The organism is Gallibacterium faecale (assembly GCF_027920745.1).
Lineage (GTDB): Bacteria > Pseudomonadota > Gammaproteobacteria > Enterobacterales > Pasteurellaceae > Gallibacterium > Gallibacterium faecale.
In genome coordinates, this window is record NZ_JAQIBB010000001.1 from 84,327 (window position 1) to 98,237 (window position 13,911).

Here is a 13,911-nt window from a genome sequence, read left to right on the forward strand (position 1 = left end):
AGATGGCGTTATTTAATAAAATTTTAATTGCTGTAGATTTAAGTTATTTAGAGGGAGCTAAAAAGGCGGTGAAAACCGCCTTAGCGATGGTAGAGGGAAATCCTGATGCAGTATTGCGTGTTGTCAGCATTATTCCTCCACTAGAAAATAGCTTTGTATCTTCTTTATTACCTCGTAATTTTGATAAAGATGTATTAGCCGAAGCACATAAACGTCTTCATGCTTTTACTGAAGAAAATTTCCCAAAAGAGTGCAAAGTGCAGCATATTGTGGCACATGGTACTGTATATGAGGAAATTAATACGTTGGCACAAGAGAAGAATGTAGATTTGATTATTATGATGGCAACTAAACCGGGTAAACCGGGTTTAAGCTCTAATACGGTCAAAGTAGCACGTTTTAGTGAAAAACCAATTTTAATCTTACGTTAACCTCATTTTAATGATTATAATAATTAAGGAGTAATTATGAAATTGATTTATTTAAGTAGTATTTTATTATTAACTAGTTGTTCATCTCTATATCAGACTCAGTATCAGGATTATCAGGGTGAGAATTATGCTATTGTTAAAGTATCACGTTCTAGTAGTGCGTGGTTAACGACCTTAAAAAAACAAGGTAATTGTTTAAAAAAAGAGAAACGTTATTTATTACATGAAACATCTCTATTTGATATTTTTAAGTCAGATGAAAGTCTTTCAAAGAAAGTAGAGGGATCACCAAAAACAGTTTTAGATAAATATAATAGAGAATATAAAATTGAAGCAGATAAATACACTGTTATTTTAACAATGAATGGTGTAGGGGATGTCTTAGAAACTGCTAAATTTATACCAGAAAAACATCATATCTATGAAATAGGTCATTTTTCGGTAGATAAAGATGAAAGTTATGATGAAACAACCAAAAAGGTTGGTAGAACCTGGGATATTCCTTATTGTGATTAAAGAGGGGAGATAAATGTATAAATTTATTTTTCCTTTTGTGTTCATGCTTAGTGCTTGTTCAATATCTACTGTAGATCTATTAACTGACTATCAAGGCAGTGATAAAGCAAATATTAGGGTAGCTAATACCTTACCAATTATTTTTATTGAGCCTGTTGATCCTATAAAAAATTGTGTAAGAAAAGATTTAACCAAATCTTTAGTTTCTTCTAATATTATTGGGTATCGACCTGTCGCATCAAAAAAGATACCTGGTATGACACCATCAAATAAATTAAATACAAATAATGTATTAGAATTTTCAATTAAGTCAAACCAAGTTTATCAACTGTTTTTTTATGAGGAATCTATTGCTACACCTCACAAGTATTATTTGAAAACCGCGCACTTTATACCTAAAACTGGAAAAGATTATGACATCACAATCAGAAGGAATAGTGATATAGTAATTAGAGAAGTAAATACTAGAGAGGATCTTCAAATTTATAAAGAGATCCAAGATTGTTCAGAATAAATAAAAGCACCGTCTGGTGCTTTATTTTTTATGACTTTTCATACCGTAATCTCAACGACACCGAATCCGCATAACGCAATGCAAAAGGTTTCGCAATTTCCACTTCTGCCCATTCAACTGCTTCTGGTTCTGCCACAATTTCTAACACTTCACGCACCATCCTTTCTAATAGTGCAAATTCGTGTGTTTCCACATATTGAATCACTTTCTTAGTAATAGTGCGATAATTCAACGCATCATCAACATTATCGCTAAGGCTGGCTTTTTCACAGTTATAGCCAAGTTGAATTTGTAATACCACATCTTGTTTATTATTAATTTCTTCTTCTTTAATTCCAATGAACGTACGTAAACGTAAATCGCTAATAGTAATTATCGCTGAATTAATAATTGGCATAACAACTCCTTATCAGATAGGTTTTTTGCTATTATAACGTAGATTAAAAATGAGATTGAATAGGAAATCGTATGGAAAACAATATTGGCAAGCAAAATATAATTACAGTGTTAATTACATTAGCTTGCCTTGTGATTATTTTAGCGGGAATTAAAGCTGCGGTTGAGATTGTTGTGCCATTTTTATTAGCATTATTCCTTGCCATTATTTGTACACCGCTGATTAATTTTTTAGTGAAATTAAAAGTGCCTTTATGGCTTGCGGTGATTACGTTATTAGGCTTAATTGTCATTACCTTAACGTCATTTGCAGGATTAGTCGGTAATGCAGTTAATGAGTTTTCTGCATCTATTCCAGAGTATAAACAGCTATTAGCACAACGGATTGCCAGTTTAGCGCCGATTATGGAGCGTTTTGATTTGTATCGCTTTATTCCAACGAATTTAGTACAAGAACACTTAGATCCAAGCATTATTATGGGCTTTATCCGTCGTTTATTAGCAGGAATTTCTGGAGTGATTACAAATGGTTTTGTTTTATTACTTATCGTGGTGTTTATGCTGTTTGAAGCACCAAGTATGAAACAAAAATTAGCGATCTTTTTTGCAAATAATCGAGAAGAGCGGAAAGAATTAGAAAATATCCAACGGGTGTTAAATAGTGTGATTAGCTATTTGGCGATTAAAACTTTTGTCAGCTTAGTAACTGGAATTTTAGTCTGGGCAGCGTTAGTGATTTTAGATGTGCAATATGCCGTATTATGGGGAACAATTGCTTTTTTATTAAATTATATTCCTAATATCGGTTCGGTCTTAGCTGCTATTCCAGTGATTATTCAAGCACTAATTTTAAATGGGTATAGTGATGGGCTATTTGTGGCGATTGCATTTTTAGCAATCAATATGGTGATGGGGAATATAGTTGAACCTCGAATGATGGGGCGCACCTTAGGGCTATCAACTTTAGTCGTATTTATCTCATTAATTTTCTGGGGTTGGTTATTAGGATCAGTCGGTATGTTATTGTCTGTACCTTTAACGATGGCAGTAAAAATTGCTCTAGAATCCAGTGAGAAAACCAAAAAATACGCTTATTTATTAAGTGAAGGGAAAGAGTAGGATAATTTAAGGAAAGTGAGATGGGGAAAACAGTAACAACATATTTAGTTGATGGTGATCCAAAAGGTACACAGTATGTATTTATAAGTAATAAAATTTGTCAAATGTATGTAATTCCTCGATCTAATTTAGCTTATTTAAATCGAGAGGAGAAATTACAAAAACCTGCATTTTATATTCTTATTGGTGAGGGAGAGGATACTAAACCACAAGCTTATATTGGTGAAACTGAAAACTTTCGGGAAAGAGTTAAAGATCATGATAGTAAGAAGAAGTTTTGGCAGAAAGCGTTAATTTTTATTTCTAAAGATGCTGATATGACCAAAACAGATGTGCAATATCTTGAATATGTTGCACTGACTAAGGCAAAAAAAGCTAAAAATTTTGTATTAAAAGAAAATAAGCAAATACCTAAGATGCCTAACTTACCAGAATATCAAAGAGATTCGATGGATGAGTTTTTTGAAGATATACAATTTCTGTCCTCTTTTATTGGCTGTAATATTTTCGAAGTTTCTCAACCAAAACAAGAACATTTATTTTATCTTGAAAGTACAGGATACCAAGCGAAAGGTTTTTATAGTGTATCAGGATTTACAGTATTAAAAGGAAGTATTATTGTAAAAGATACTGTATCATCACTGAAATGGAGAGATAAACGTAATAAATTAATAACCGAATATACAAAAGAGATAGATAATTTATTAGTTACTCAGTTAGATATTACTTTTTCTAGCCCAAGTACGGCAGCTAGTTTTTGCACTGGAACAAGTTGTAATGGTTGGGTAGTTTGGAAAGATAAACATAAATTGAGTTTGGATACAGTATATCGAAAGTCATTAGAATAAAAGGTAAAAGGCATAATAAAAATGATCTGCACCCCAAAATTATGCCTTTACTATTTTTTATAACGGAATACTAATAAAAAACACCAATAATACAGGCACTAATAAATTAATAATAAAGCCAAAACTTAACGCAAGGGGAACCGTTTCAATCCCACCAGAACGTTGAATAATTGGTAAAGTGCAGTCTAAAGCAGTCGCGCCAGCTAAACCAACAGCAGTCGCACGATAATGACGCATAAAAAGAGGAATTAAAAATAAACTAGCCACTTCTCGTGATAGATCATTAAAAAAAGCAATACTGCCCCAGATTGGTCCCCAAGCATCATTTAGCAATACGCTAGAAAGAGAATACCACCCCATACCAGAAGAGACGGCTAATCCTTGTGTGATTGGCAGATTTAATGCCAAAGCAGCAATGATACCGCCAGCTAAAGAACTCACGGTAAAAATGACAGAAATACCAATTCCATGTTTATTAAAAAAGACTTGGCGTAGGTTGATACCACTATTACGTAACTGAATTCCAACTAAGAAAATTAATACAATTAATACATAAGTGCTTGAACCATGCGGGATCAGGAAATAAGCCTTACTCAATAAGCCAAAAATAAACCCTACTACCACCATACTACACATCTTTGCAGAATCGAGGATCATTTTTAAACGTGAAGGCATATTTTTCGCTGATTTTAAGGTCGGTGCATGATAATAACGATCATATAGCCCTAGACTAGCAATATTTAATCCATGAATAATTAAGCTAAATACCGTCGCTTTAAATGCAATATTCGGTAAGGTTTGGGCAAGATTGTCTAATTGTCCTAAAGAACATCCCATCACAAATAAAATCAGATATAAAAGCACCATAATGCTTTTATTGGTCCAGTGAATAAATGTGACGTTGTTACTTTTTATTAAATATCCGAGAAATAAAGGTACTAATACAATCGCTAAACTTTCTAACATATAAAGTAAAACTAGGGTAAAAATGACTGAAAGGCGACAATGTATCGGTTATTAATAGTAAATGTCAAATAAAAAAGTCGATAGAGCTAACTAAAATCAATGGGTGTGCTAAGATGTGACAAAAATAATATTAAGCATAAAGGATAGCATTTTATGTATTTAAAGCAGATCGAAGTAGTCGGTTTTCGTGGTATTCATCGCTTATCTTTTCAATTACGTTCCAATATGGTGTTAATTGGAGAAAATGCGTGGGGGAAATCGAGTCTATTAGACCTATTAAGTTTAATCTTTAATAAAGAAGCAGAACCTTATCAATTTGTTGCCGATGATTTTTTTTATACTCTCAATGATGATGCTGTCAAAAAAATTTCCTCAATTAATCTGTTGTTTACATTTAGTGAATCAATACCAGAAGAATTACAACTACCACCACAACAATTTTTACGTCCAGTTGCCGTGCCTCATGAAGATGGTTTTTCTCGTATTTATTTACGGGTATTTGGTGAACAACTTGCTTCAGGAGAAATTCAAACGATTTATTCGTTTATTGATGAACAGGGGAATGTGATTTCTTTAGAGCCAGCGCAACAAGCAAAATTGGTTAGCCGTTTAATTCAACGTCATACCGTTTATCGTTTCCGCGATGCTCGGTTAGCAAAACAGCCTTTTGATTTACAACCGATAAATTTTAGTAAAAATCTGACGCCTGAAATTATGGTATCTTTTGCCGCAGTAATGACCCTATTACGTTATTACTTTATTTTAGAACGCAAGCCACAACTGGCGATTGGCGATACCAGCGTATTATGGCAACAAGCGAAAAAATTAGCGGAACAATTACGCGTAGGTGATGAAAAATTAAGACGCTATTTCTTTGTTTATTTGGTCAAACACTTTTTACCTGATGATAAAACATTATTTTCTCAAGTAAGCAATCCGATCCTATTGTTTGAAGATCCAGAATCTCGCTTACATCCACGACTAATGGCGATTATGTGGGAGCTATTAAGCTATATTCCATTACAACGTTTAGTTACAACCAATTCGGTTGAATTATTATCAAATGTGCCATTACATTCAATTTGCCGTTTAGTGCGTGGCGAAGAGCGGATTCAAGCCTATCAATTAGAACGACACGATTTGGGCAAAGTTGATTTACGCCGCTTAACTTTCCATATCCACTATAACCGCAGTTTGGCACTGTTTTCCCGCGCTTGGATTTTTGTAGAAGGGGAAACCGAAGTTTGGATTCTAAATGAATTGGCTAAAGTGTTAGAGATTAATTTAGAAAATGAAGGGATTCGTATTGTTGAGTTTGCACAATGCGGTATTAAGCCATTGATTAAATATGCAAATTTAATGGGTATAGCGTGGCATTTATTAACCGATGGTGATGAAGCAGGTCGCAAATATGTCAGTATTGCTGAAGAATTACTTAGAGAAAATGAACACGCCACAGATAAAATTACGCCATTGCCAAAACGAGATATTGAACACTATTTTTATGACAATGGCTTTGAAGAGGTGTTTAAACATCTAGCGCGCTTACCAGAAAAATATAACTATTCAAAATCACAAATTATTCAACGGGCGATTCAAAATACCTCTAAGCCAGATTTAGCGTTAGCGATTGTAAAAGCGGTAAAACAGAGTGATAACCAATTAATTCCTGTATTATTTCGCCGTTTGTTTTCCAAAATGCTATTGATTGCCAAAGAACAAGGCGCATAAAAATAAAAAATTTTACCCAATTTTTAGAGCAGTTTTGCTAGAATTAAAAGGAAAAGCCTGTGATTGCTTTTCCTTTTATCTTTTCTTTATTTTACAGGTGTTTTTTTATGCAAAATCAAAGCCTTTTAGCGAAATTTTTTCACTTGGAACAACATAACACCAACGTGAAAACAGAAATTATCGCTGGGATCACAACTTTCCTCACTATGGTCTATATCGTATTCGTCAACCCATCTATTTTAGGTGTGGCTGGAATGGATACAAAAGTCGTCTTTGTTACTACCTGCTTAATTGCTGCATTCGGTAGTATTTTTATGGGGTTATTCGCCAATTTACCAGTTGCCTTAGCGCCTGCAATGGGGCTCAATGCGTTCTTTGCTTATGTTGTAGTTAGTAAAATCGGCTTATCTTGGCAAGTCGGTATGGGAACAATTTTCTGGGGGGCTGTCGGTTTATTAGCTTTAACGCTATTCCAAATTCGTTACTGGTTAATTTCTTCAATTCCACTTAGCTTACGGGTGGGGATTACTGCGGGAATCGGTCTTTTCATCGCATTAATGGGTTTCCACAATGCGGGTATTATTGTACCGAACCAAGCAACCTTAATGTCGTTAGGTGATCTTCATTCTCCAACCGTATTATTAGGAATTTTAGGCTTCTTTATTATTGTTATCTTAGCCTCTAAAAATATCCATGCGTCAGTCTTAATTTCGATTGTGGTAACAACAGTATTATCACTATTACTTGGTAAAACCCAATTTCAAGGGGTCTTTTCTATGCCACCAAGTATCACTTCTGTCGTTGGACAAGTTGATTTAAGCGGTGCATTACGTGGTGATTTACTGGGGATTATTTTCTCCTTTATGTTAGTAAATCTATTCGATTCTTCAGGTACATTATTGGGCGTAACCGATAAAGCAGGAATTAGTAATGCACAAGGGACTTTCCCGAAAATGAAGCAAGCCTTGTATGTGGATAGTATCAGTTCGGTGACTGGGGCTTATCTAGGGACTTCATCAGTGACTGCCTATATTGAAAGTAGTGCAGGGGTTTCTGTTGGTGGTCGTACAGGCTTAACTGCCATTGTGGTTGGTATTTTATTCTTATTGGTGATCTTTATTTCGCCATTAGCCTCAATTGTACCGCCTTATGCGACAGCAGGCGCATTAATTTATGTTGGTATTCTGATGTCATCAATTTTAATTAAAGTGCGTTGGGATGATCTCACAGAAGCAACACCAGCATTTATTACTGCTGCGATGATGCCGTTTACTTATTCTATCACTGAAGGGATTGCGCTTGGCTTTATTAGCTACTGCATTATGAAGCTCTTTGCTGGTAAAGCAAAAGATGTCAGTGTTCCAGTGTGGTTAATTGCGGTATTATTCTTACTCAAAATTATCTTTATAGATTAAGGATTTATCATGCAAAAACTACTTTATATCTTAAATGATTCGCCATATAGCGGAGAAAAAACCTTTAACGCTTTACGTTTTGCGTTAGCGTTAAAAGAAGAACACGCTAAAGAAGTAGAAATGAAAATTTTCTGCTTTTCTGATGCGGTATTGTCTGGATTAAAAGGACAAAATCCGAAAGAGGGGGCGAATGTTCAAGAACTATTGAGTATTTTGACTGGATTAGGGGTAGAAGTAAAACTTTGTACCACTTGTACTAATGCGCGAGCCGTATCTCAACACCCTTTAATTGATGGTGTTACTCTAGGTACATTAGCCGATGTGGCTGAATGGACACTCTGGGCAGACAAAGTCCTCACTTTCTAATTAAGCAAATCGAACGCCGATTCAACCAAATCGGCGTTTTTCTCTCTAAAAAGACAAAGCTAATGAATACACAATTAAATCCAATTACCTTACCACTGGCACAAAATAATGTGATTGAAGCATCTGCGGGAACGGGCAAAACCTACACCATGGTGACGCTATATCTACGTTTATTACTACAAGCTGGGGAAAATAATTTTCCTACCGCATTAGATATTGAACAGATCTTAGTCGTTACCTTTACTAAAGATGCAACAAAAGAGTTGCGTCAGCGGATTAATCAACGTATTCAGGCTTGGTTAAAACAATTACAACAATATCAACAACATCAAGATCCAGATAAATTAGACGATCCAGAATTACAAAAATTATTACCTTATATCGAAGCGAATTTAGAATTAGCGATTCAACGTTTACATTTTGCTGCACAATATATTGATCGTGCTGCGATTTTTACTATTCACGGTTTCTGCCAACGGATGTTACAACAATATGCGTTTGATTCAGGGCTTTCTTTTAACGTTGAGGTGAATAACAGCGATAAAAAATTACTACAACAGTTAAACTACCAATTATGGCGAGAGCAGTTTTATTCTCTTTCTGAAGCAGAAGCGCAACTAATCAGCGATATTTTTAAATCACCCGATGAGCTATTAAATTCAATAAGTAGTTTATTAGCGGGGAATATGCCACGCATTAACGCAACCTTACCATTTAGCGATTTATCAGCAGGTATTGCCTATTATCAACAACAAATTGCTTTTTTAGATCAGCTTGAAGCACAACAACTCTCTGATTTCACGCAATGGTTTGCTGAATATGGTGAGAATTTACAAAAAAATAGTGTGAAGGCAGTGCAGACGTATTTGGATACAGATTTTTCCACGTTAAATATCAAAGCTCGTTTAGAACGCTTAGAAAAATTAACCAAATTGAAATTTTATGCCAAAAAGGAACAAGAATTCCCATTGTTAATCCACGAATTACAGCGTTTTTTCAACGGATTTTCATTAAAAGCTTATCAAGAAAGTATGAATTATCTGTATGTAAAACTGCTACGTGACCACTTTTTTGCTTATCAAGATCAGCATAACAATATTGATTTTAACGATTTATTACGTTTATTACGTGATGCGTTACTAAAACAACAAGGGATGAAATTAATTCAATTTATCCGCCAGCAATATCCATTTGCGATGATTGATGAGTTTCAGGATACCGACCCAATTCAGCTTACGATTTTTGAGAAAATTTATTTATCTGCAACGCCAGATCAGCAACCAACAGGATTTACGGTAATCGGTGATCCAAAACAGGCAATTTATCGTTTCCGAGGAGCAGATATTTTTACTTATTTGTCAGTAATGGCTCAAGATCAAGCCAACAGGATAGAAAATATCTATACCTTACAACACAATTACCGTTCCTCTAAAGGTTTAATTACCAGTTTGAATTCACTATTTGCCCAAGCGAAAAATCCTTTTTTTCTGCCTGAAATTCAATTTCCTTTAATTGAAGCCCATCAGCAAGGCAGTTTAACGATTAAGCAAACTAAGCAAAAAGCATGGCAAATTTTGCAATTAGATCATGAAACCAAAAAGAAAGAAGCGTATCAGCTTGCGGTGGCGGAATTATTTGCTTGCCATATTCAACAATTATTAAAAGCAGCAGAGCAGCAGCAAGCGCTGTTTATTGAAGATACCGAACCACAAAATTCACGGGTAGTCGAAGCCAAAGATATTGCTATTTTGGTGAGAGATCGTTTTGAAAGTCAGATTATTCGCACCGCCTTAGCGAAAAAGGGGATCGCCTCTGTCTATTTATCAGAAAAAGAGAGTGTGTTTAATAGCCCCGTTGCTCAAGAGTTGTTATTGATTTTACAAGCGTGCGTTACTCCGTTTAAACAACGTGCGGTGCTTTCTGCACTCGGGACAACATTATGGGGATTAACCGCACCACAAATTTACCAATTAAAAGAAGATGAAATTGCATGGGCAGATCTAATTGAACGTTTGTTGCAATATCATCAAATTTGGCAAAATCAAGGAATTTTGCCGATGTTATATCGCTTATTTCAAACAGAAATGCTGCCACAGCGTTTGCAGCAATTTGCTTTAGGTGAACGCTATTTAGTGGATCTATTACATTTAAGCGAATTATTGCAACAAGCGATGAATCAGCAACAGAATGAAGAAGCGCTACTCAACTGGTATCAACAACAATTAACTGGGCAGACGGACAATGATGAAAATCGCTTACGTTTGGAGCGTGAACAAAATGTAGTAAAAATTATCACAATCCATAAATCAAAGGGATTAGAATTCCCGATTGTTGGGCTGCCTTTTATTTTGACGAAAAAAACAAATCGGCGTAATGATAGTGCTTTTTATCATAATGCGGAAAAACAGCTAATTTGGGATATTCGCAATGAGCATTCGCAACAAATTATGTTGGAAAATAATGCAGAGGAGATGCGTTTATTGTACGTCGCATTAACGCGTGCCAAATACCAACTGATTGTTGGCGTACCGCAGCAAATTGCTTACAAAGAAAAGGACGAACCGAGTGGATTAAATGCACTCGATTATTTATTGATCCAAGGCGAAAATAACGCTTTTACCTCAAGTATGCAATACAGTGACTTATTTGATCGTGCTTTATCGCCAGAACATTGGCAATTAAGTCGTGCAGATGATTTACCGACAGAAGATGACTGGCGACCAAGTTTGTCTTATCCTCAAACATTAACTGTTCGCCAATTTAAGCAAAATGTAGAAAAAAATTGGCTAGTAACGAGCTTCACTGGGTTACAAGCAAAATTACAAGCGATTTATGCTGATCATTTCAGTGATATGATGCAAGACCATTTAGATCGAGATATGGAGGTGGATTTAGCGGATAATCCTGTTATTGATCTAACGCAGCAAATCAATCGCTATTATCCAGCTGGTTTTTCGCCGTTTGATTTTCCAAAAGGGGCGAGTGTTGGGTCTGGTCTGCATAGTTATTTAGAAAAAGCAGATTTTAGCCAGCCAGTTACACCTGAATCATTAACGCCAATTTGCCAATATTTAAATTTAACCGCAGAATGGATTACGCCATTGCAAACGTGGCTAACTCACATTTTTTCTCAATCATTACCGCAATTAGGCGCATTACAACAGATTAACCGCAAAGATAGGCTTACCGAATTACAGTTTTATCTAAAACTAGGCAATCTGTTTAATAACCAACAATTTAATCAATTATTGCATCAATATCATCCACTATACGACCAACATTACCCAATACGTGTCGATGAAATTAGAGGCTTTATTCGAGGGTTTATTGATGTGGTGATTCGCCAAGATAACAAATATTATATTATTGATTATAAAAGTAATTTTTTAGGGGCAGATTTAAGCTGTTATCAACAGGAACAGCTTAAAAAAGTTATCTCCGCACAACGTTATGATTTACAGTATTTGATTTATACATTAGCAGTACACCGTTACCTGAAATTACATGATCCTGCTTACCAATATGAAACCCATTTTGGTGGGGTGTTTTATCTGTTTTTACGCGGGATGGCATTACCAGATAACCCACAACAAACAGGAGTTTTCTTTACTAAACCATCAACTGCCTTAATTGAAAAACTTGACCAATTATGGGGTGAATAATGCTGACGCTTTTACAACAGTTACGTGATCAAGCGGTGATTGAAAATATTGATTACTATTTTGCCAAATTAATTGCCCAACAAGGACAACATTTAAGCAAACAGACGAATGATTTAGCCTGTTTTCTGGCTGCACAATTAAGTTTTTTGCATCAAAAAGGGCATAGCTGTTTATGGTTGGACGAACGCTTATTGACCAATCCATTTGAATTACAAGCTGTACCTGAATTTTCTGCCGTAATACAAGAATTACACCACTTATTACCTGAAACAGTAGCGCAGTGGCCAACATTACTACGCCAGCATCCTGCTTTTTCTCTATTTTCCATAACCGCAGAAAATGTTGCTCCAATCATATTACGCCAATTTAATTCACATTTTGCGCTCTATCTCCATCGCATTGGGCAAGATGAATATTATATTGCACAACGTTTAAGCCAAATTAAAACCTTTAGCTATACCCCAGCACTATTGCAAGAGATTAAAACTATCTTAGCCACGCTTTTTGCCGAGAATCAATCAACACCTGATTGGCAAAAAATTGCTGTTGCAACGGCTTTTTCCCGTTCAATTACCTTTATTTCTGGTGGACCGGGTACAGGAAAAACCACCACAGTAGCAAAACTGTTGTTAGGGTTACAATGGTTACAACAATTACAAGGGTTACCGCCATTATCAATCCGTTTAGCTGCGCCAACGGGGAAAGCGGCAACCCGGCTGACAGAATCTCTACATCAAGCGGTAAAACAGATTGCATTGCCAGTTACCCTTACCACAAATTTACCGCAAGAGGCGGCGACCATTCACCGTTTATTAGGTATGCGTCCAAATACGCAACCGACTTATCATCAACAGCGTCCATTAAATATTGATGTATTGGTCATTGATGAAGCTTCGATGATTAATTTATCGTTGATGGCGACATTATTGCGAGGAGTACATCCTGAAACCAGATTGATTTTTTTAGGGGATAAAGACCAGTTGGCATCTGTGGAAGCTGGGTCGATTATGGTGGAATTAGGGCAGTTCTTACAGTTTGATTATAGTCCGCAGCAGAGCGACTATTTAGCTCAAGTATGTACAGAGCAATTACCACAAGCCGTCCAGAATAACTTTATTCGCGATAGTTTGTGCCATTTGCAGCACAGCTACCGATTTAAAGCGGATACGGGAATTGGTCAATTAGCAAGATTAGTGAATCAACGTCAAGCAGAGCAGAGTTGGCAGCTTTTTTCCCATTATCCAGATATTCAAGCATTGCCTTTAACAACGGATTGTCCGCCGAACATGGCTAACACAGCCAACCAAGAGATAATTCGCTTTGCGGTTAATCTGTATCAAGACTATTTTAATTTTGTACGCCAGCAGACAACATGGCATTTAGCCGAGATCGAAACGGCATTTACGCTATTTAAACGTTGTCGTCTATTAAGTGCATTGCGGACAGGATTATTTGGTGTAGAGCAGCTTAATCAGCAAATTGCAGACGCGTTGCGTCAACAAAAACAGATCGATTTTCGCCTTAGTCATGAATGGTATTTAGGTAAACCGGTCATTGTTTTGCAGAACGATCATAATATTCGCTTGTTTAATGGGGATATTGGTTTAGTGCTGCCGGATAGTTCGGGCAATTTAAAAGTATGGTTTGAAACGGAACAAGGCTTTCGTGATGTATTATCGAGTCGGGTGCCAAGTGTTGAGCCAGCGTATGTGATGACTGTACATAAATCGCAAGGTTCGGAATTTGAACATACTGTATTAGTGCTGCCACAGGAGTATAATTCGTTGTTAAGCAAAGAACTTATTTATACCGCCATTACCCGAGCAAAACGTTATTTTAGTGTATTTTGTAATGAAAATATTTGGCTAATGGCAGTACGTAATCAGACAATCCGTCACAGTGGATTAGCTGAACAAATTAAGCAATATTTTAATCAGGAGGAATAAG

General features: G+C 36.0%; 12 protein-coding genes. 10 read left to right on the forward strand and 2 right to left on the reverse strand.

Annotated features, from left to right (window positions below):
* Window positions 1-2 precede the first annotated feature (2 nt).
* The 3 genes from PF272_RS00375 to PF272_RS00385 are packed head-to-tail and all read left to right on the forward strand — an operon-like array spanning window position 3 to window position 1,461.
* Complete coding sequence (locus PF272_RS00375) at window positions 3-431, forward strand: universal stress protein (protein WP_065235144.1); 429 nt, start codon at window positions 3-5, stop codon at window positions 429-431.
* A 36-nt stretch (window positions 432-467) separates the two neighbouring features.
* Complete coding sequence (locus tag PF272_RS00380) at window positions 468-947, forward strand: hypothetical protein (protein WP_271141216.1); 480 nt, start codon at window positions 468-470, stop codon at window positions 945-947.
* Window positions 948-960: 13 nt separating this feature from the next.
* A complete protein-coding gene (locus PF272_RS00385; RefSeq protein ID WP_271141217.1) occupies window positions 961-1,461 on the forward strand; it encodes a hypothetical protein in 501 nt (166 codons plus the stop codon).
* Between the two features lie 28 nt (window positions 1,462-1,489).
* Here the strand turns inward: PF272_RS00385 and folX are convergent, their stop codons facing one another.
* The gene (folX, locus tag PF272_RS00390; RefSeq protein ID WP_065239523.1) at window positions 1,490-1,858 is read right to left on the reverse strand and encodes a dihydroneopterin triphosphate 2'-epimerase; all 369 of its coding nucleotides are present in this window, start codon (window positions 1,856-1,858) and stop codon (window positions 1,490-1,492) included.
* Window positions 1,859-1,929: 71 nt separating this feature from the next.
* Between folX and PF272_RS00395 the strand changes: the two genes are divergently transcribed.
* Window positions 1,930-2,976, forward strand: coding sequence for an AI-2E family transporter (locus PF272_RS00395; RefSeq protein ID WP_065239524.1), 1,047 nt, complete (start codon window positions 1,930-1,932; stop codon window positions 2,974-2,976).
* Between the two features lie 20 nt (window positions 2,977-2,996).
* Window positions 2,997-3,824 (forward strand): GIY-YIG nuclease family protein, encoded by an 828-nt coding sequence (locus PF272_RS00400; protein WP_271141218.1) that lies wholly within the window; start codon window positions 2,997-2,999, stop codon window positions 3,822-3,824.
* A gap of 57 nt (window positions 3,825-3,881) precedes the next feature.
* Here the strand turns inward: PF272_RS00400 and PF272_RS00405 are convergent, their stop codons facing one another.
* Window positions 3,882-4,790 (reverse strand): LysO family transporter, encoded by a 909-nt coding sequence (locus PF272_RS00405; protein ID WP_271141219.1) that lies wholly within the window; start codon window positions 4,788-4,790, stop codon window positions 3,882-3,884.
* A gap of 153 nt (window positions 4,791-4,943) precedes the next feature.
* On the opposite strand from PF272_RS00405, the gene PF272_RS00410 reads away from it, so the two are divergent.
* The 5 genes from PF272_RS00410 to recD all read left to right on the forward strand — a co-directional run bounded on the left by PF272_RS00410 (window position 4,944) and on the right by recD (window position 13,910).
* Window positions 4,944-6,521 carry an ATP-dependent nuclease gene (locus PF272_RS00410; RefSeq protein WP_271141220.1) on the forward strand — a complete coding sequence of 526 codons (1,578 nt, stop codon included), beginning with the start codon at window positions 4,944-4,946 and terminating at the stop codon, window positions 6,519-6,521.
* A gap of 107 nt (window positions 6,522-6,628) precedes the next feature.
* On the forward strand, window positions 6,629-7,936 hold the full coding sequence (locus PF272_RS00415) for an NCS2 family permease (RefSeq protein ID WP_271141221.1): 1,308 nt from the start codon (window positions 6,629-6,631) through the stop codon (window positions 7,934-7,936).
* Between the two features lie 9 nt (window positions 7,937-7,945).
* The gene (locus PF272_RS00420) at window positions 7,946-8,302 is read left to right on the forward strand and encodes a DsrE/DsrF/TusD sulfur relay family protein (protein ID WP_065239527.1); all 357 of its coding nucleotides are present in this window, start codon (window positions 7,946-7,948) and stop codon (window positions 8,300-8,302) included.
* A gap of 62 nt (window positions 8,303-8,364) precedes the next feature.
* Window positions 8,365-11,964, forward strand: a complete 3,600-nt coding sequence (recB, locus tag PF272_RS00425) for an exodeoxyribonuclease V subunit beta (protein ID WP_271141222.1) — start codon at window positions 8,365-8,367, stop codon at window positions 11,962-11,964.
* On the forward strand, window positions 11,964-13,910 hold the full coding sequence (recD, locus tag PF272_RS00430; protein WP_271141223.1) for an exodeoxyribonuclease V subunit alpha: 1,947 nt from the start codon (window positions 11,964-11,966) through the stop codon (window positions 13,908-13,910). Before recB ends, recD begins: the two co-directional genes overlap by 1 nt.
* The last annotated feature ends 1 nt before the right edge of the window (window position 13,911 follow it).

Coding starts and splice junctions, on each gene's coding strand:
- PF272_RS00415 (WP_271141221.1), top strand. CDS start 6,629: ATGCAAAATCAAAGCCTTTTAGCGAAATTTTTTCACTTGGAACAACAT.
- recD (WP_271141223.1), top strand. CDS start 11,964: ATGCTGACGCTTTTACAACAGTTACGTGATCAAGCGGTGATTGAAAAT.
- PF272_RS00410 (WP_271141220.1), top strand. CDS start 4,944: ATGTATTTAAAGCAGATCGAAGTAGTCGGTTTTCGTGGTATTCATCGC.
- PF272_RS00385 (WP_271141217.1), top strand. CDS start 961: ATGTATAAATTTATTTTTCCTTTTGTGTTCATGCTTAGTGCTTGTTCA.
- PF272_RS00420 (WP_065239527.1), top strand. CDS start 7,946: ATGCAAAAACTACTTTATATCTTAAATGATTCGCCATATAGCGGAGAA.
- PF272_RS00395 (WP_065239524.1), top strand. CDS start 1,930: ATGGAAAACAATATTGGCAAGCAAAATATAATTACAGTGTTAATTACA.
- PF272_RS00380 (WP_271141216.1), top strand. CDS start 468: ATGAAATTGATTTATTTAAGTAGTATTTTATTATTAACTAGTTGTTCA.
- folX (WP_065239523.1), bottom strand. CDS start 1,858: ATGCCAATTATTAATTCAGCGATAATTACTATTAGCGATTTACGTTTA.
- PF272_RS00375 (WP_065235144.1), top strand. CDS start 3: ATGGCGTTATTTAATAAAATTTTAATTGCTGTAGATTTAAGTTATTTA.
- PF272_RS00405 (WP_271141219.1), bottom strand. CDS start 4,790: ATGTTAGAAAGTTTAGCGATTGTATTAGTACCTTTATTTCTCGGATAT.
- PF272_RS00400 (WP_271141218.1), top strand. CDS start 2,997: ATGGGGAAAACAGTAACAACATATTTAGTTGATGGTGATCCAAAAGGT.
- recB (WP_271141222.1), top strand. CDS start 8,365: ATGAATACACAATTAAATCCAATTACCTTACCACTGGCACAAAATAAT.